The sequence below is a fragment of the Synechococcus sp. R70.1 genome (assembly GCF_047461675.1).
GTDB lineage: Bacteria > Cyanobacteriota > Cyanobacteriia > Thermostichales > Thermostichaceae > Thermostichus.
Genome location: NZ_JANSHR010000026.1, coordinates 341,957 through 357,881 on the forward strand (window position 1 = coordinate 341,957; position 15,925 = coordinate 357,881).

Genomic DNA, 15,925 nt, shown 5'->3' on the forward strand with positions numbered 1-15,925 from the left:
GCCTTTGCCTGCCCTGAGCAACCAGAGCTTGCTCGACTAGCTCTCCGACTTGCTAGAAGTCTGCACGTATAGGATTACTAGGAAGATGGAAGGTACCAAGATAAGCAAAAGAGTGGCCAAGATGCCCAGGTAGTTTGTCTCCATCGCTCCGCACGCCGCAAATCCAACTGGCAGCTAGCATACCATTCTCAGGTGCACCTTGCCCAAACGACCCAGCCAGCCCTAGGGCTTGGTTCTCACCGCAACATCCCCCAGCACCTTAGTCTGGCAGGCGAGGCGATAGGTCTCAGGCTTGCGCCTGAGTTTGCGGTTTTCTGCCTCTGTGCGTGGCGAGAGGTTTTCAGCCCCCTCGACAATCTCCACCACACAGGTGCCACACTGGCCGTTGCCGCCGCAGTTTAGCAGCTTGGCCACCATCTTATAGAGGTCAACCTGGTTCTCCAGCGCCTTCAGGCGCAGGTTCGACCCCTCTGCGACGACGACCTCCCGGTTCTCGTTCACAAACCGAATCGTTGCCATAGCTCTGCCAAAGAACCTCGCTCGAACTGAGCCAAGAAAGAGCGATGTTGCTAAGTATTGTTACATTTTAAGTCATGTTTTTAATCTTTGGCCAGAGATCGGGGAAGATGGTGCCAAATATGAGGGGCATCCCGCCTGAAGCCACTCAGGTCGGTTGCGCTTCGTTATGCTGTCTGAATCTCTGGGAGGGAAATTCTGCCGGCAATACTTTCAGGGGGTGTGCCCTTAGGTTAGGTAGGCATGGCACCCCTCAAGCTAGAAGGGACTGCTCAGGTCAGAACCTAGGGGGGTGTTGACTTCGCTTTTTGACTGGATATTGCCCAAGTGTTGAAAACGTGGAGGATCGAGCTTTATGGGACTACCGTGGTATCGGGTCCACACTGTTGTACTCAACGATCCAGGCCGCCTCATTGCGGTACACCTAATGCACACTGCCCTGGTGGCGGGTTGGGCCGGATCGATGGCCCTGTACGAAGCAGCCATCTTCGACCCATCGGATCCGGTCTTGAATCCAATGTGGCGCCAGGGCATGTTTGTCATGCCGTTTATGGTGCGCCTGGGAGTGGTCAACTCATGGGGTGGATGGAACATCTATGGCGAGAGCGTTGCCAACCCAGGCTTCTGGACGTTTGAGGGGGTAGCTGCCGCCCACATCGTTCTATCGGGGTTGCTCTTTTTGGCTGCCTGCTGGCACTGGGTGTACTGGGATCTGGAGCTGTTCCGGGACCCCCGTACCGGTGAGCCAGCCTTGGACTTGCCGAAAATCTTTGGGATCCACCTGCTCCTGGCGGGGATTCTCTGCTTTGGCTTTGGCGCGTTTCACCTGACGGGCGTCTTTGGCCCAGGGATGTGGGTGAGCGATCCCTATGCCACGACAGGGCATGTGCAGCCGGTGGCGCCGGAGTGGGGGCCAGCCGGGTTTAACCCCTACAATGCTGGCGGGGTGGTGGCCCACCACATTGCCGCGGGCATCGTCGGCATCATTGCCGGCTTGTTCCACATTACAGTCCGTCCGCCCCAACGCCTCTACAAGGCTCTGCGCATGGGGAATATAGAGAGCGTGCTCTCCAGCTCGCTGGCAGCAGTGTTCTTTGCTGGCTTTGTGGTAGCTGGAACAATGTGGTATGGCAGCGCCACCACACCTGTCGAGCTGTTTGGCCCCACCCGCTACCAATGGGATTCCGGCTACTTCAACCAGGAAATTAACCGGCGCGTCAATGCTGCCGTGGAAGCTGGGATGACCCTCAGCGAGGCTTACAACTCTCTGCCTAAGTCCTTGCTCTTCTACGATTACGTGGGCAACAACCCAGCCAAGGGTGGCCTGTTCCGGGCTGGCCCCATGAACAAAGGGGATGGCATTGCCATCGCGTGGCTGGGCCACCCAGTGTTCCGGGATCGTGAGGGGCGGGAGCTGACGGTGCAGCGCATGCCTACCTTCTTTGAGACGTTTCCCGTCATCCTGCGAGATGCCGATGGCGTAGTGCGGGCTGACATTCCCTTCCGCCAGGCCGAGTCGCGCTACAGCTTTGAGCAAGTGGGCGTGACGGTGGAGTTTTACGGCGGCAAGTTGGACGGGCAGGTGTTTACGGACCCGCCAACGGTTAAGAAGTATGCCCGCATGGCCCAGTTGGGTCGGCTCTTCGAGTTTGACCGTGAAACGCCCAAGGCCGATGGCACCTTCCACACCAGCCCCCGCGGGTGGTTTACCTTTGCCCACGCTGTCTTTGCCCTGCTATTTTTCTTCGGCCACATTTGGCACGGCGCCCGTACCCTCTTCCGCGACGTGTTCGCTGGCATTGACCCGAACATGAGTGAGGAGATGGTGGAATTCGGCGTCTTCCAAAAAGTGGGGGATCCCACCACCCGCAAGGTGCAAGAAGCCTAGAGCTTTCTTGGTTCCTAGCCGTCAGCACTCGGCTCTCTTTGGGAATGGGGTGCTGGCGGCTCTAGAGAGTCCATGGGAGGTTGCTATGGAAACCATCCTCTACACCTTTATCCTGTTTTTGACGTTAGGCCTTCTGTTTTTTGCTGTTGCTTTTCGCGAAACTCCCAAGATCCCTAAGAAGTAAGCCCCACCAATTGGGTCCGCCACGCTAGTAGGGTCTGAGGCTAGGAGGCCGCGCAAACAATTGCCTGGATCCCTGGGCAAGGGCAGTTGCCCCGAGACTAGCCTGGGGATCGCTACAATTGCCTTGGGTTGGTGCTAGCTGGGCTCTAGAGCCCAGGGGAACGATGGCAAAGGTGCTACTGGTAGAGGATGATCCGGCCAATGCCCGCGTATTCGAGAAGGTGCTGCAGCGACGGGGTGGGTTTGAGGTTCTTCACAGCCAGGATGTGGAGCAGATTCTGCAGCTGGCCCAAGCCCGTGAAGTAGACGTCATTTTGCTAGATGTCTCCCTCGCCCAGAGCACCTTTCGCGGCGAGGCAGTGGACGGGATCCGCATTGCCCAGCTGCTTAAGGGGGATCCCCGCACCAGCTCCATTCCTATCCTCTTGGTAACGGCCCACGCCATGCGGGGCGACCGGGAGACTTTTTTGGCCCAGAGTGGGGCCGATGGCTACATTGCCAAGCCAGTCGTGGATCACGAGGAGATGGTGAACCAAGTGCGCCAGGTGTTGGCTCAGGCTCAGCAGGGCTAGCTGGCAAGGCTTTGCACAATCGACTGCCAAAAAGGGATCCCATCCTGGCCTGGCAAATCGGGGTCGGCAGCGCGTTCTGGGTGAGGCATCAAGCCGAGGATGCGACCGCTGGGATCGCAAATGCCGGCGATGTTATCCACCGAGCCGTTGGGGGCAACGGGATCGTAGCGGAAGACAATCTGACCCCCATCTTGCAGCTGCTTCAGGGTGTCGGCCTCGCAGACGTAGCGTCCTTCTCCATGGGCAATCGGCAGGGTTACAAGGGCGGACGGGGGGTAGGCGCTTGTCCAGGGCAGATCTGGCCGCTCCACGCGGATCCTCACTCGGTCGCAGATAAAGTGCAGATTAGCGTTGCGCAGCAGCGCCCCTGGCAGCAAGCCCGCCTCTGTCAGGATCTGGAAGCCATTGCAAATGCCCAAGACATAGCCCCCCCGGGCTACGTGCTCGGCTAGAGACCCCATTACCGGCGCAAAACGGGCCAACGCGCCCGCCCGCAGGTAATCTCCATAGCTGAATCCCCCCGGCAGCACCACCACATCCAGCCCTGACAAATCGGTTTCCCGGTGCCAGATGAGTCGCGTCGGACAGCCTAAGAGGCCGCGGGTTACCCAGGCTACGTCGCGGTCACAATTGGAGCCAGGAAAAACGACAATGCCAAACCTTACCTTGGCCATGGGGATCCCTTGGGGCGAAGGCAAAAGCAGTGAGGGCTGGAGCGAGAGAGCTTCTTGGTGAGAGATCAGCCCTCTAGAGGCTCCACTTGGATTTGATAGGTCTCGATTACTGGATTGGCCAGCAGTTGCTCGCACAGCTTGCTCACCTGCTCTCGGGCAGTTTCGGCGTCAGGGGCCTCTAGCTGCAGCTGGATGTGTTTGCCAATGCGCACTCCCTGCACCTGGGTATGCCCTAGCTGATGCAAGCTAGCCTGGAGAGCAGCCCCGGCAGGATCCAGTACCGAGGGGCGCAGGTGGATCTGAATCTGGGCCTGGAACTGCATAGAATGAAGCTGGGCTTCTACAAGTGTATAGCCGGTTGTCGCTCGCTTGAGGCCAGCCTATGGATGCAGGGCGCGTCGTGGCCATTGCCCAGAATGTTTTTCGGGAAACCATTCGGGATCGCGTTCTTTATCTGGTGATGGTGTTTGCGGTGGCCATGCTGGGGGCCATCGTTTTGATTCCCCAGGTAGCCAACCAGGCCCACAACAAGATCATTGCCGATTTGGGTCTGGCCGCCATCCACTTCCTGTTGCTGGTGGTGGCCATTTTCGTCGGCACGGGGCTGGTCAATAAAGAGATCGAGAGGCGCACGGTCTACGTGCTGATTGCCAAACCCATGAGCCGGGCGGAGTTTATTGTCGGCAAGCATCTGGGCCTGTCGGCTTTGCTGTCGGTGCTGCTAGCAATGATGACGGCTGTCTTTTTGCTCAGCCTGCGGGTGGTGCAGGCCCCCATTTCCCCCTGGGCCGTTCTCTGGGCAACAGTTTTTACCTTTTTGGAACTGGTGCTGATTGTGGCAGCAGCGCTGCTGTTTGGGGTTTTTACCTCCCCGATTTTGGCTACCCTCTACACCATTGCCCTGTTCATTATGGGCCACACGAGCCGTGCCCTGCTGCAGTTAAGCAAGCTAGTGGAAGACACAGGCTTCGGCAAGGTGTTCGAGGTAATCTACTTAGTCCTGCCAGATCTGGAGCGCTTTAACCTAAGAGATGCTGCCGTTTACGGACAAATTCCCCCGCCCACCCAGCTTCTTGGCGATGCGCTTTACGGCCTGATCTACACCGTTTTGCTGCTCATTTTGACGGCGCTGGTGTTTGCCCGGCGTGAGTTCTAATAAGCTCTCGGTGGATCCTTCTCTCATGCGATTTTTCCACTTCCACACCCCTGAGCAAGTCCCCTCGTCAGGGATCCCGGCCTGCGCGGTGGCCATTGATGTGCTGCGGGCCACCACCACCATTGCCACAGCCCTGGCCGCAGGGGCAGAGGCCGTGCAGGTGTTTGCCGATTTACAGCCCTTGCAAGCGACCAGCCAGAGCTGGCCGGCCTCCAAACGGCTCTTAGCTGGGGAGCGAGGCGGCAAAACAGTGGCGGGCTTTGACCTAGGCAACTCCCCCCGCGAGTATACGCCGGAGCGTGTGCGGGACAAGCGCATCTTCATGAGCACCACCAACGGCACCCGCACCCTTCAGCGCTTAGAAGGGATCCCGGTGTTGATCACAGCAGCCCTGGTGAACTTGGGAGCAGTGGTGGAGTTTCTCAGGCAAGGAGCTTTTGCCGAGGTGTGGCTGGTGGGAGCTGGCTGGGAGGGGGCTTTTGCTTTGGAAGACACCGCCTGTGCCGGAGCCATTCTGCATCGCCTGGGCTGTTCGGAGGAGCAGTTGGGCAACGACGAGGCGGTGGCCGCCCTGGCCCTCTACCAAACTTGGCAAGACAATCTCCTGAGCCTGTTGCGGCGCTCCAGCCATGGGCAGCGGCTACTGGCCATTAGCCCTGAAAGCGACAGGGACCTGGCCTATTGTGCGGAGTTGGATCGGCTCTCAGTGGTGCCCCGGCAGATTCAGCCCGGCGTTTTGGCCCTCGCCGGCTAGCTGGCCTGGGGTGTCTCGGCGGCAACAGCCAAAGCCTTCTGGTGCAGCCACTCCTGCCATTCTCCCGGGATCAACTTGCTGTGAAACGCATCTCCGGAGACAAACACCTCCTGCTGGTTTTGGGCCAAAACAAAAATGGAGCGGCGGTCGAAATGGGAGGTGAGCTTGTAGAGGGTGTAGGGGCCTTCGGAGTAGAGGGTTAAAGTTTCCTGATCCAGGCCGTGGCGGCTGCTTTGGCCGCAGGCCCGCAGGATCATGTTGATCAATTGTTCGTAGTACATATAACATATAACCCTTCCCGACGAGGTAGGGAACATCCCTGGGCACGACCTCAACAGCCAAGGCGGCTGCTGAGGCCCGAGCGGCTCGCGTGAGCCCAGTATAACTCCCGGCTCAGGCAACACTGAGCCCAACAGAGCAGGTGAGTTCAACCAAGGCAGCGGCAAATGCGATAAATAGTAAGGCAAACCGTCAGTTTTGCAATTCTGCACAGGCAGCCCCCATGGCCACTACGGCGCCTCACTCTCTTCCTCCCACCAATCCTGTCCGCGTCGCCATCGTCGGGGCCTCCGGCTATGGAGGGGTGCAGTTGGTGCGGCTGCTCAGCGAGCATCCCGGCGTGCAGATCACCTACCTGGCCGGTCAAGACAGCGCCGGCAAACGCTACGGGGATCTCTACCCTCACCTGGCCCAAGCGGTGGATTTGACCATCCAGCCGGTAGATGTGGAGGCCATTGCCGCCAGCAGCGACGTTGTCTTCCTCTCTCTGCCCAATGGCCTGGCAGCAGACTTGGCGCCGCCTTTGCTAGCCAAAGGGTGCAAAGTTCTAGATCTCTCGGCAGACTATCGCTTTCGCAACCTGGCCACCTACCAATCCTGGTATCGCCTGGGGCAGACGGATCCCAACTGGCCCAGCCCTGCCTATCGCCAGGCCAACGAGCAAGCGGTCTACGGGCTGCCAGAACTCTACCGGGAGGCCATTGCCCAAGCCCAACTGGTAGCCTGCCCCGGCTGCTACCCCACCGCCTCCCTGTTGGCGGTTGCCCCCCTGCTGCGGCAGGGGTTGGTGGAGCTGGACAGCCTTATTTTCGATGCCAAATCTGGCGTCTCTGGCGCGGGCCGCACCCCCAAGCTGGGATCCCTATTTGCCGAGGTAGATGGCTCTCTGGGGGCCTATGGCGTGGCCCAACACCGGCACACGCCCGAGATCGAGCAGGCCTGCAGTGACCTCACCCACACTCCCATCACTGTACAATTTACGCCCCACCTCGTGCCGATGGTGCGGGGTATCCACGTCACCTTGTACGCCAACCTGCGGGATCCCGGCCTCGTGGGCGAAGATCTCATCACCATTTACAACGCCTTCTATCGCCAATCCCCCTGGGTCAAGGTGCTGCCCCGCGGCGTTTACCCGCAAACCAAGTGGGTTGCCGGCACCAACACCTGCATGATCGGGGTGGAAGTGGATACCCGCACCAACCGAGTCATTGTCCTGTCGGTAATCGACAACCTCATGAAGGGACAGGCCGGGCAGGCGGTGCAATGCCTCAACCTAATGATGGGGTGGCCGGAAACCTTGGGCTTACCGCAGCTTGCCTTTTACCCCTAGCTATAATGCCGGTAATTCCCCTGCAGCCCAGTTTGCCCATGCCTAACCTCTTCTCCCCCAATCTTGATCCCAACAGGCCCGCCGCGCCGGCGAACTCTCCACCTTCATCCGGTAGGGCGGGGGACCTGAACTGGGAGGGGCTGTGGCGGCAACTGGAAGCGGGCTGGCAGGAGCTGCCCCGGCGCTCTGAAGAAACCCTGCAGCAAACCCTAGCTCGTTTGCAACTGGAGTGGGGCGGCCTGTGCCGCGAGGCAAGGGATCGGCTGCAGGCAACTTTAGACGAAGCTAGAGCCACCAGCTCTCCAGAGCCGCTCCAGCAAGACCTGCAAGCGCTTTTGCCTCTGCTCAGCCCCCGCCAATGGGAGGTGGTCATTGGCTCTCTGGAACGGGCCGCCGACCGCGCCTGGGTGGCCAGCCTGCTGTATCACAGCCTGCAGGACCAGGCCTATTCTGGGGCAGAAACCAACGGCATCCCTTCTTGGGCAGGGGCCTTAACCGCTGAGCAACGCTCCACCTTGGAGGCGATGAGCCTGCGGGCCTATGGCAATAGCCGCCTACCTCTGGTGGTGGACAAAAGCGGCGAGATCCAGGTGAAAGCCTCAGCCGCCCTCTTGGCCGCCCTCATTGCCGTCAAGATCGGCAGCGTGGGATCGGCAGGGGCCCTCTCTCTGCTGGGCACGCCGGAGCTGCGCAAGCTCTTGAATGCCGAGGGCAAGCTGCGGCGCAGCGTCTTAAAGCAGGGGCGAACTGCCCTCACCGAAGAGGAGTGGCAAACCCTTCGCCAGTGGCTCGATCCCAAAGGATCCCCCCCCGACTGGTACCTCTCCCTCACCCAACTGGGGATCCAAACCACGCAGGTGGGGGACTATCTGGCGCGACGGCTGCGGGAGTTTTTCCAAAGCGAATGGATCAAGCTGGTGATCCCTCCCCTGTATCACCTGGTTATCGACGCTGGGCGGCTGTTGACGGGGGAAGTGTTTCTCAGTGTGGGCACAACCCTAGAAGCGGCTTTAGAGTCGGCAGAAGCTGAACGACGCCTGGAGCTGCTGCTGCAAGCTTTGCCCCAGGCCCGGCACATTCCCAGTCCCGAGCGCATCCAAGCCGCCCTTCCCGCCGTTGTGGAGGCTGCTGAGACAACCCTCAGGCCGCTCCTGGGCCGTCAGTTGATGACGGTGGCCGACATCTTCGACCCGCCCCTTCGCAACGAAAGCCTCAACGAGTTGGGGCGGCAGCTCAACCTCTGGAATCCCCTGCAGTTTTTGCTCACCTGGGGTACGTCTGGCTGGCTAGAGGCTCTGCTGGATCAGATCAAGGAATTGCAGCAGACCTACCCGGAAATGCCCCTGTGGGAGAGCTATCGGCAAGGGGTTGAGACAGCAGTGCAAGCCCCTCGGGTGATGGAGCAGGCAGAGGCCCTGCGCCTTACCGCCAAGAGCTTGGATCCCGAGATAGAACCCTCGGACGACTGAGCCATTCAAGGGTACCCCCCCTTCTGGGCAGGGCCTTCTTGAATGGTGGCGGATATCAAGAGATGCTCTTGTGCTACAATGTGTAAGCCATGTTTAGGGATGTCCATCAGTAGATGACAGCCAGATAGTCTAGTCTACCCCTCTTGCGCCTGTAGCTCAGTGGACTAGAGCACGTGGCTACGGACCACGCGGTCGGGAGTTCAAATCTCTCCAGGCGCGTTCCAGTCCCAGATGATTTTTCGTCTGGGGTGTCTGCTGTCCCTTAGCTGGCCTGAATCCTGTGTTAGGATCAGGCCTACCAGGTCCGCCTTGATGTAGGCGTAGGGAGCTCGAGGATCATGTTTGAACGCTTTACAGAAAAGGCCATCAAGGTGATCATGCTGGCCCAGGAGGAGGCCAGGCGGCTAGGTCACAATTTCGTTGGCACTGAGCAAATTTTGCTGGGGCTCATTGGCGAGGGCACGGGGATCGCCGCCAAAGTCCTCAAATCTATGGGGGTCAACTTAAAAGACGCCAGAATTGAGGTTGAGAAAATTATCGGTCGGGGATCCGGCTTTGTGGCTGTTGAGATCCCCTTTACTCCTCGCGCCAAGCGAGTGCTGGAGCTCTCCTTAGAAGAGGCGCGCCAGCTTGGCCACAACTACATTGGCACGGAGCACCTACTCCTGGGCCTGATCCGAGAAGGGGAGGGAGTAGCCGCCCGCGTTCTGGAAAACCTGGGGGTGGATCTCTCCAAGGTGCGTACCCAAGTCATCCGCATGCTGGGCGAAACCGCCGAAGTAACGGCAGGCGGTGGCTCCTCTAGCCGTACCAAGACGCCCACGCTGGATGAATTTGGCACCAACCTGACTCAACTGGCTCAGGAAGGCAAGCTGGATCCAGTGGTAGGCCGGACGCGGGAGATCGAGCGGGTGATCCAAATCTTGGGCCGCCGCACCAAGAACAACCCCGTCCTCATCGGCGAGCCGGGGGTTGGCAAAACCGCCATTGCCGAAGGTTTGGCCCAGCGCATTGTGCAAGGCGATGTGCCCGACATCTTGGCCGACAAGCGAGTGATCAGCTTGGACATCGGCCTGTTGGTGGCTGGCACCAAGTACCGCGGCGAGTTTGAAGAGCGCCTCAAGAAGATCATGGATGAGATCCGCAACGCCGGCAACATCATCCTGGTCATCGACGAGGTGCATACCCTGATTGGGGCGGGGGCGGCGGAGGGTGCTATCGATGCTGCCAACATCCTCAAGCCGGCTTTGGCTCGCGGCGAGCTACAGTGCATCGGGGCCACCACTCTGGATGAGTACCGCAAGCACATTGAGCGAGATCCGGCTCTGGAGCGCCGCTTCCAGCCCATCATGGTGGGCGAGCCGAGCGTGGCTGAGACCATTGAGATTCTCTATGGCCTGCGGGAGCGCTATGAGCAGCACCACAAGCTGAGGATCTCCGATGCGGCTCTGGAGGCGGCAGCCAAGCTGGCCGACCAGTACATCTCCGACCGCTTCTTGCCCGACAAGGCCATTGACCTCATCGACGAAGCGGCTTCGCGAGTGCGCTTGATCAACTCCCAACTGCCGCCAGCGGCGCGGGAGCTAGATCAGGAGCTGCGGCGGGTTCTCAGGGAGAAGGATGCCGCAGTGCGAGCCCAGGACTTCGACAGGGCTGGTGAGCTGCGGGATCGGGAAATGGAGATTAGGCAGCAGATCCGCGCCATCGCAGCGGCCAAGAAAGCCGAGGACAGCAGCCGCACGGAGCTGCCAGAGGTAACGGAGGAAGATGTGGCCCAGGTGGTGAGCGCTTGGACAGGGGTGCCGGTAGCCAAGCTCACCGAAAGTGAGTCGGAGAAGCTGCTCCACATGGAGGAGACCCTGCACCAGCGCATTGTCGGTCAAGATGAGGCTGTGCGGGCTATCTCTCGCGCCATTCGTCGCGCGCGCGTGGGATTGAAAAATCCCAATCGCCCCATCGCCAGCTTCATCTTCTGCGGCCCAACTGGGGTGGGCAAAACGGAGCTGACCAAGGCCTTAGCCGCCTACTTCTTCGGCTCCGAGTCAGCCATGATCCGACTTGACATGTCGGAGTACATGGAGCGGCACACGGTCAGCAAGCTTATTGGATCCCCGCCCGGCTACGTCGGCTACAACGAGGGGGGTCAGCTGACCGAAGCGGTGCGGCGCCGCCCCTACACGGTGGTGCTTTTTGACGAGGTTGAGAAAGCCCACCCGGATGTGTTTAACCTGCTGCTGCAGATTCTCGAAGATGGCCGCCTGACCGATGCCAAAGGTCGCACGGTGGACTTCAAGAACACGTTGATCGTGATGACCTCTAACATTGGCTCCAAGGTCATCGAGAAGGGCGGCGGCAGCCTTGGCTTTGAGTTCAACACCAATGAGGAAGAGGCCAACTACAACCGCATCCGCAACCTGGTGCACGAAGAGCTGAAGCAGTATTTCCGGCCCGAGTTCCTCAACCGGGTGGACGAGATCATCGTCTTCCGGCAACTGACCAAGGACGAGGTGAAGCAGATCGCCGACATCCTGCTCAAGGAAGTCTTCGACCGCATGAAGGAGAAGAAAATTCACCTCACGGTCAGCGATCGCTTCAAAGACCTGCTGGTGGAGGAGGGCTACAACCCCAGCTACGGGGCACGTCCCCTGCGCCGGGCCATCCAGCGCCTGTTGGAAGACCTGCTGGCAGAGGAGATCTTGACTGGCCGCGTCAAAGAGGGATCTGAGGTGCTCATCGACGTGGACGAGGAGCGCAAGCCCAAAGTCCTAGTCACGCAGTCAGATCGGGTGCTCTTGCCGCAGGGAGCTGAGTAAGGTCGCCAGGACGCTCTTCTGTTGCTGGTTACTGGACAAGGGATCCGCTGCTATTTCCGGATCCCTTGTTCTTGACTAACAAGGGATTGGCTATAGGAGAACTCTGGCATGGTGCAATCTACCTACTATTACTACGGTGGCGCTCCGGTTCGGACGCCTCCCCCGGATCTAGCTTCCCTGCTGCTCCAGGAGCGCATTGTTTACCTGGGTTTACCTCTGGCGGAAGAGTCAAATGCCAACGTCACCAAGCTGATCATCGAGCAACTGCTGTATTTGCAGTACGAGGATCGGGAAAAGCCGATCAAGATGTACATCAACTCAACGGGCACCTATAACTACGACACGGCAGCCTTTGCCATTCTGGACACCATGAACTACATCAAGCCGCCAGTGCACACTATCTGCATTGGTACTGCCGTTGGCATGGCGGCCATGCTGTTGGCAGCGGGTGCTAAGGGGTTTCGGGCTAGCTTGCCCAATGCCACGATTGTGCTGCATCAGCCCTATGGGGGTGCCCGAGGACAGGCCAGCGACATTGAAATTCGCACCCGCGAGATTCTGACTTTGCGCAACATGATGCTGGAGGAACTCTCCCGCAGCACGGGTCAGCCCGTGGAGCGCATTAAAAAGGACACGGAGCGACTGTTTTTCATGACCCCGGAAGAGGCTAAGGCCTATGGCCTTATTGACCAGGTGCTGACCAGCTCCAAAGGCTTGCCAAAGTTGGCAGCAGCCAAAACCTAAGGGTCGACCTTGAAATACCCGCGCTGGGCTGTGGCGGGTTTTGCCTTGGCTGAGCCTGAGTGCGGGAGCAATTTGGCAAGCGCCCTATTCTGGTTCAAACTTTGCCAGGAGACATCTATGCCCATTGGAGTGCCTCGCGTCCCCTACCGTTTGCCCGGCGATCCTTACACCCAATGGATTAGCCTCGATGACCGCCTCTACCAAGAGCGGATTTTGTTTATTGGCGAGCCGATTGACGACAACTTGGCCAATACCATTGTGGGGGTAATGCTCTACCTCAATTCCCAGGACCCCCAAAAAGATATCGTGATGTACATCAATTCCCCCGGCGGCTCTGTGACGGCAGGGATGGCCATTTATGACACCATGAACCACGTCAAGCCGGACATTGTTACGGTTTGCGTGGGCCAAGCGGCCTCAATGGCAGCCTTTTTGCTGGCTGCCGGCACCAAGGGAAAACGCTTTGCCCTGCCCCACGCTCGCATCATGCTGCACCAACCTTCGCTGGGAATGATCCAAGGCCAAGCCAGCGACATTGAAATTCGAGCCCGCGAAACGCTGCGGGTCAAACGGCGCATGAACGAGCTGCTGTCGCAAATGACCGGCCAGCCGCTGGAGAAAATTGAGCGGGACGTGGAGCGAGACTTTTACCTCTCGGCTACAGAAGCCCAGGCCTATGGAATTGTCGACCGGGTAATCCAGGAGCGCTCGGAAGCCATGGCCAGCTAAACGCGAGGGGAAGCGGTCGGATGCTCTGGAGGCTGGGACTGGGTGGCTGCAGCGGCTTGTTGCTGCTTTGGGGTAGCCAAGCCTGGTCATTGCCGCCAGCTTCCGAGATTCCCGAGGAGGTGTTGCGGGCTCAACCTGACCTGCGTGCCCGTTCGCCGGTTGATAACCAGCTCCTCACTGCCAGCGAAGCACAGAAGCTGCAGGCAGAGCTAGCAGCCCGTCCTGCCACGGGATCAGTTTCGCCAAAGGTGGAACGGCTGATCTTTCTACTCAAGCTGCGCAAAGGGGTTCGCGACCTGTTTCCCTTCTTGCTCCCCTAATCTAGCCTACCCCCTATTTCCAAGGGCGGGGAGGGATCCCTTTTTGGTAACGGTAGGGTCCGGCGCGGGATCCCCAAGTTTGCTGACCAGTGGTGGCGTCGAAGCCGCGATCCCAGGTGATGAATTCTTGGGCTGTGAGGTCGAACTCAATGTGGATATAGGTACTGTCGCCGGGGTTGAGGCGGCAAGCTCCCCCTGGCAGCATCTCGCCGTGAAAGCAGCCTGGGCGTTTTTCGACCAAAATACGGCAGCCCGGCAAATGCTCGAGATCTGAGAGTGACAGCTGCGCTAAACGCTGCGGATCCTGCGAGGCGCCTGCCCAAGCCGCTTGATCTCGCAACTTGTAGTTTTCTATCCGCAAGGGATCCGCCAGCAACTGTAGCACTCGGCTGCGGTAGAATCGGCCCGGTGTGTGTTCATTGAACTGCTCGGTAAAAAAGCCAATTCCCTCGGGAAACAGGTGAGGCAGACGCACGTACCAAAGGCTTACTGGCACAAACCACACCGGCTCCGCCATTGCCTGAGCGCGGTTGCTGTAGTAGCCTTCCAGCCAATTGGCTAAGGTGTTGAGGTCGGGATCGAAAGTTGTCAAGGCTAACGCGAAAGAGTCTTTTGCGCTTCTCAATTCTACTCCCCCGCGGGTGCTGCGGCGGGGGTAGCCTCTTGACTCTGCTAAGGGCAGTTTGCCTATGACCCAGCTTACCCCCAGCGCCAGCTACAGTATTGCCCTACGCCTACGTCTGCCCAACCGGCCCGGAGCCCTGGCCCGCGTCACTCAAGCCATTGCCGAGGTGGGCGGCAGCCTCAGCCGGATCGACCTCATCCACCAATCGGCTGCTGAAACCGTGCGGGAGATCTGTGTCGATGCCGTTAGCAGCGAGCACGCCCAGCAAATTCAGGCCGCCGTTGCCTCTTTGCCGAATGTGAAGGTGGAACGGGTGGTGGATCGCACCTTTGAGCTGCATCGAGGGGGAAAGTTGCAGGTGGTGGCCAAAAGCCCCCTGGAGAGCACCGCTGACCTGGCCATGGCCTATACCCCGGGCGTGGGCCGGGTGGCGCTGGAGATTGCCGCCGATCCCAGCGCTGTCTATGAGTACACCATCAAGGGGAACTGTGTGGGCATCGTTACCGACGGCAGTGCCGTGCTGGGCCTGGGAAACATCGGCCCGGAGGCCGCTTTGCCCGTGATGGAGGGGAAAGCAGCCCTGTTTAAGCGCTTTGCCGATATCGATGCTTTCCCGCTCTGCCTGGCCACGCAGGAGGTGGCAGAAATCGTGGAGACAGTGGTGCGCCTGGCGCCGGGGTTTGGCGGCTTCAACCTGGAAGACATCAGCGCCCCCCGCTGCTTTGCTATTGAATCCCAGCTCAAAGCCCGCCTCAACCTGCCGGTGTTTCACGACGATCAGCACGGCACCGCCATTGTGGTGCTAGCAGCTCTGCTGAATGCCTTGAAGGTGGTCAAAAAAAACCTGGGCCAGGTGCGTATTGTCATCAACGGTGCAGGGGCAGCTGGAATTGCCGTGACGCACCTGCTGCAGCGGGCGGGAGCTACCCATGTTGTTGTCTGCGACCGCCAAGGGATCCTCAGCCGCTCCCGCTCTGACCTCACCCCGGAAAAGGCAGCTATCGCCGTTGAGGAGAGCGGATCCCTGGCAGAGGCTTTGGTGGGAGCGGATGTGTTCATCGGGGTGAGCGTGGCCAATGCCCTGACGCCGGAGATGGTGGAGACAATGGCGCCAGATCCCATTGTCTTTGCCCTGGCCAACCCCGTGCCTGAGATCCAGCCCGAGCTAGTGGCGGATCGAGTCGCCGTGATGGCTACGGGTCGGAGCGACTACCCCAACCAGATCAACAACGTGCTGGCCTTTCCGGGGGTATTTCGCGGCGCCCTTGACTGCCGCGCCAAGCAGATCAACACCGAGATGTGCCTGGCTGCCGCCCACGCCATCGCCAATTTGATTTCACCTGAAGACTTGGATCCCCAGTGGATCATCCCCTCAGTCTTCGATGGGCGGGTGGTTCCTCAGGTAGCTGCCGCCGTGATCCAAGCGGCCCGCCAAACGGGAGTGGCCGGGATCCCATAACTTGCTTCCTCCCCTTTCAAGAAACAGGCTAATTCAGCACACGAGCATCACGGCTTGCAAGTCCTCGGGGAGAGGCAGCAGCGGGCCTCTTTTTCGTAATTTTTCGTAATTTAACAATTCTTCAGAGCGCCTCTTCTGGAAGTGGAGTTCTTTATATCTTGAGATCTAGCTTCCTGCCTAGCTGGGGTTCTCAATGGACTTACGCAAGCCCTTCTATGTTCACCTCGTTACTGCCCTCGCCGCTGCTGGTATAGCTGCCGCGCCCCTGGATCGACTCAGTAAGGCCGGGGGAGTGGGTCTAGTCGCTGGAATTGGGAGTGCGGTAGCCGCGGAAGTTGCCCAACGTCACGGCAGTCGGGCTCGAGCTTTGAGAAGCCAGATTGAGGAGCTCTCCCGGCAAATAGAAGAAAAGGA

At 59.4% G+C, this 15,925-nt stretch carries 18 protein-coding genes and 1 tRNA gene; 13 read left to right on the plus strand and 6 right to left on the minus strand.

The window, feature by feature from the left end; all coding sequences use genetic code 11:
* Positions 1-36: 36 nt before the first annotated feature.
* Together psbM and NW807_RS04680 are read right to left on the minus strand one after the other, a co-directional pair.
* Positions 37-144, minus strand: a complete 108-nt coding sequence (psbM, locus tag NW807_RS04675) for a photosystem II reaction center protein PsbM (RefSeq protein WP_414394884.1) — start codon at positions 142-144, stop codon at positions 37-39.
* 78 nt (positions 145-222) lie between these two features.
* A complete protein-coding gene (locus tag NW807_RS04680; protein ID WP_414394882.1) occupies positions 223-519 on the minus strand; it encodes a 2Fe-2S iron-sulfur cluster-binding protein in 297 nt (98 codons plus the stop codon).
* Between the two features lie 352 nt (positions 520-871).
* On the opposite strand from NW807_RS04680, the gene psbB reads away from it, so the two are divergent.
* The 3 genes from psbB (at position 872) to NW807_RS04695 (ending at position 3,159) form a co-directional block, all read left to right on the plus strand.
* Entirely contained in the window at positions 872-2,404 is a 1,533-nt protein-coding gene (gene psbB, locus NW807_RS04685; protein ID WP_414394881.1) for a photosystem II chlorophyll-binding protein CP47, read from the plus strand.
* Between the two features lie 85 nt (positions 2,405-2,489).
* Complete coding sequence (locus tag NW807_RS04690; protein ID WP_414394880.1) at positions 2,490-2,588, plus strand: photosystem II reaction center protein T; 99 nt, start codon at positions 2,490-2,492, stop codon at positions 2,586-2,588.
* A 163-nt stretch (positions 2,589-2,751) separates the two neighbouring features.
* Complete coding sequence (locus NW807_RS04695; protein WP_414420773.1) at positions 2,752-3,159, plus strand: response regulator; 408 nt, start codon at positions 2,752-2,754, stop codon at positions 3,157-3,159.
* Here the strand turns inward: NW807_RS04695 and purQ are convergent.
* Both purQ and purS read right to left on the minus strand, forming a co-directional pair.
* Entirely contained in the window at positions 3,156-3,833 is a 678-nt protein-coding gene (gene purQ / locus NW807_RS04700; RefSeq protein WP_414411768.1) for a phosphoribosylformylglycinamidine synthase subunit PurQ, read from the minus strand. The genes NW807_RS04695 and purQ overlap by 4 nt on opposite strands.
* Before the next feature lie 65 nt (positions 3,834-3,898).
* On the minus strand, positions 3,899-4,156 hold the full coding sequence (gene purS / locus NW807_RS04705; RefSeq protein ID WP_414409780.1) for a phosphoribosylformylglycinamidine synthase subunit PurS: 258 nt from the start codon (positions 4,154-4,156) through the stop codon (positions 3,899-3,901).
* A 59-nt stretch (positions 4,157-4,215) separates the two neighbouring features.
* Here purS and NW807_RS04710 point away from each other — a divergent pair, with 59 nt between their 5' ends.
* Together NW807_RS04710 and NW807_RS04715 are read left to right on the plus strand one after the other, a co-directional pair.
* Positions 4,216-4,989 carry an ABC transporter permease gene (locus NW807_RS04710; RefSeq protein WP_414394872.1) on the plus strand — a complete coding sequence of 258 codons (774 nt, stop codon included), beginning with the start codon at positions 4,216-4,218 and terminating at the stop codon, positions 4,987-4,989.
* A 25-nt stretch (positions 4,990-5,014) separates the two neighbouring features.
* Complete coding sequence (locus NW807_RS04715; protein ID WP_414425420.1) at positions 5,015-5,743, plus strand: 2-phosphosulfolactate phosphatase family protein; 729 nt, start codon at positions 5,015-5,017, stop codon at positions 5,741-5,743.
* Here the strand turns inward: NW807_RS04715 and NW807_RS04720 are convergent.
* Entirely contained in the window at positions 5,740-6,024 is a 285-nt protein-coding gene (locus tag NW807_RS04720) for a hypothetical protein (RefSeq protein WP_414394870.1), read from the minus strand. The genes NW807_RS04715 and NW807_RS04720 overlap by 4 nt on opposite strands.
* Positions 6,025-6,245: 221 nt before the next feature.
* On the opposite strand from NW807_RS04720, the gene argC reads away from it, so the two are divergent.
* The 7 genes from argC to NW807_RS04755 all read left to right on the plus strand — a co-directional run bounded on the left by argC (position 6,246) and on the right by NW807_RS04755 (position 13,427).
* Entirely contained in the window at positions 6,246-7,352 is a 1,107-nt protein-coding gene (argC, locus tag NW807_RS04725) for an N-acetyl-gamma-glutamyl-phosphate reductase (RefSeq protein WP_414394868.1), read from the plus strand.
* A 5-nt stretch (positions 7,353-7,357) separates the two neighbouring features.
* The gene (locus NW807_RS04730) at positions 7,358-8,821 is read left to right on the plus strand and encodes a hypothetical protein (protein ID WP_414425401.1); all 1,464 of its coding nucleotides are present in this window, start codon (positions 7,358-7,360) and stop codon (positions 8,819-8,821) included.
* 145 nt (positions 8,822-8,966) lie between these two features.
* Positions 8,967-9,040, plus strand: a tRNA-Arg gene (locus NW807_RS04735).
* A 119-nt stretch (positions 9,041-9,159) separates the two neighbouring features.
* Entirely contained in the window at positions 9,160-11,634 is a 2,475-nt protein-coding gene (locus NW807_RS04740) for an ATP-dependent Clp protease ATP-binding subunit (RefSeq protein ID WP_414394865.1), read from the plus strand.
* 108 nt (positions 11,635-11,742) lie between these two features.
* Positions 11,743-12,378 (plus strand): ATP-dependent Clp protease proteolytic subunit, encoded by a 636-nt coding sequence (locus tag NW807_RS04745; protein WP_414394863.1) that lies wholly within the window; start codon positions 11,743-11,745, stop codon positions 12,376-12,378.
* Positions 12,379-12,495: 117 nt separating this feature from the next.
* Positions 12,496-13,107: an ATP-dependent Clp protease proteolytic subunit gene (locus tag NW807_RS04750; protein ID WP_414394862.1), complete on the plus strand. Its 612-nt coding sequence runs from the start codon at positions 12,496-12,498 to the stop codon at positions 13,105-13,107.
* A gap of 20 nt (positions 13,108-13,127) precedes the next feature.
* A complete protein-coding gene (locus NW807_RS04755) occupies positions 13,128-13,427 on the plus strand; it encodes a hypothetical protein (RefSeq protein WP_414425402.1) in 300 nt (99 codons plus the stop codon).
* A gap of 13 nt (positions 13,428-13,440) precedes the next feature.
* Here NW807_RS04755 and NW807_RS04760 read toward each other — a convergent pair whose 3' ends face one another.
* Entirely contained in the window at positions 13,441-14,019 is a 579-nt protein-coding gene (locus NW807_RS04760; protein ID WP_414425403.1) for a chromophore lyase CpcT/CpeT, read from the minus strand.
* Between the two features lie 97 nt (positions 14,020-14,116).
* Between NW807_RS04760 and NW807_RS04765 the strand changes: the two genes are divergently transcribed.
* Positions 14,117-15,511 (plus strand): malic enzyme-like NAD(P)-binding protein, encoded by a 1,395-nt coding sequence (locus NW807_RS04765; RefSeq protein WP_414420765.1) that lies wholly within the window; start codon positions 14,117-14,119, stop codon positions 15,509-15,511.
* Positions 15,512-15,925: the final 414 nt, after the last annotated feature.

What these genes read in the sequence shown, in the direction of transcription:
- psbM (WP_414394884.1), bottom strand. Translation starts at nt 144, where the DNA reads ATGGAGACAAACTACCTGGGCATCTTGGCCACTCTTTTGCTTATCTTG.
- NW807_RS04680 (WP_414394882.1), bottom strand. Translation starts at nt 519, where the DNA reads ATGGCAACGATTCGGTTTGTGAACGAGAACCGGGAGGTCGTCGTCGCA.
- psbB (WP_414394881.1), top strand. Translation starts at nt 872, where the DNA reads ATGGGACTACCGTGGTATCGGGTCCACACTGTTGTACTCAACGATCCA.
- NW807_RS04690 (WP_414394880.1), top strand. Translation starts at nt 2,490, where the DNA reads ATGGAAACCATCCTCTACACCTTTATCCTGTTTTTGACGTTAGGCCTT.
- NW807_RS04695 (WP_414420773.1), top strand. Translation starts at nt 2,752, where the DNA reads ATGGCAAAGGTGCTACTGGTAGAGGATGATCCGGCCAATGCCCGCGTA.
- purQ (WP_414411768.1), bottom strand. Translation starts at nt 3,833, where the DNA reads ATGGCCAAGGTAAGGTTTGGCATTGTCGTTTTTCCTGGCTCCAATTGT.
- purS (WP_414409780.1), bottom strand. Translation starts at nt 4,156, where the DNA reads ATGCAGTTCCAGGCCCAGATTCAGATCCACCTGCGCCCCTCGGTACTG.
- NW807_RS04710 (WP_414394872.1), top strand. Translation starts at nt 4,216, where the DNA reads ATGGATGCAGGGCGCGTCGTGGCCATTGCCCAGAATGTTTTTCGGGAA.
- NW807_RS04715 (WP_414425420.1), top strand. Translation starts at nt 5,015, where the DNA reads ATGCGATTTTTCCACTTCCACACCCCTGAGCAAGTCCCCTCGTCAGGG.
- NW807_RS04720 (WP_414394870.1), bottom strand. Translation starts at nt 6,024, where the DNA reads ATGTACTACGAACAATTGATCAACATGATCCTGCGGGCCTGCGGCCAA.
- argC (WP_414394868.1), top strand. Translation starts at nt 6,246, where the DNA reads ATGGCCACTACGGCGCCTCACTCTCTTCCTCCCACCAATCCTGTCCGC.
- NW807_RS04730 (WP_414425401.1), top strand. Translation starts at nt 7,358, where the DNA reads ATGCCGGTAATTCCCCTGCAGCCCAGTTTGCCCATGCCTAACCTCTTC.
- NW807_RS04740 (WP_414394865.1), top strand. Translation starts at nt 9,160, where the DNA reads ATGTTTGAACGCTTTACAGAAAAGGCCATCAAGGTGATCATGCTGGCC.
- NW807_RS04745 (WP_414394863.1), top strand. Translation starts at nt 11,743, where the DNA reads ATGGTGCAATCTACCTACTATTACTACGGTGGCGCTCCGGTTCGGACG.
- NW807_RS04750 (WP_414394862.1), top strand. Translation starts at nt 12,496, where the DNA reads ATGCCCATTGGAGTGCCTCGCGTCCCCTACCGTTTGCCCGGCGATCCT.
- NW807_RS04755 (WP_414425402.1), top strand. Translation starts at nt 13,128, where the DNA reads ATGCTCTGGAGGCTGGGACTGGGTGGCTGCAGCGGCTTGTTGCTGCTT.
- NW807_RS04765 (WP_414420765.1), top strand. Translation starts at nt 14,117, where the DNA reads ATGACCCAGCTTACCCCCAGCGCCAGCTACAGTATTGCCCTACGCCTA.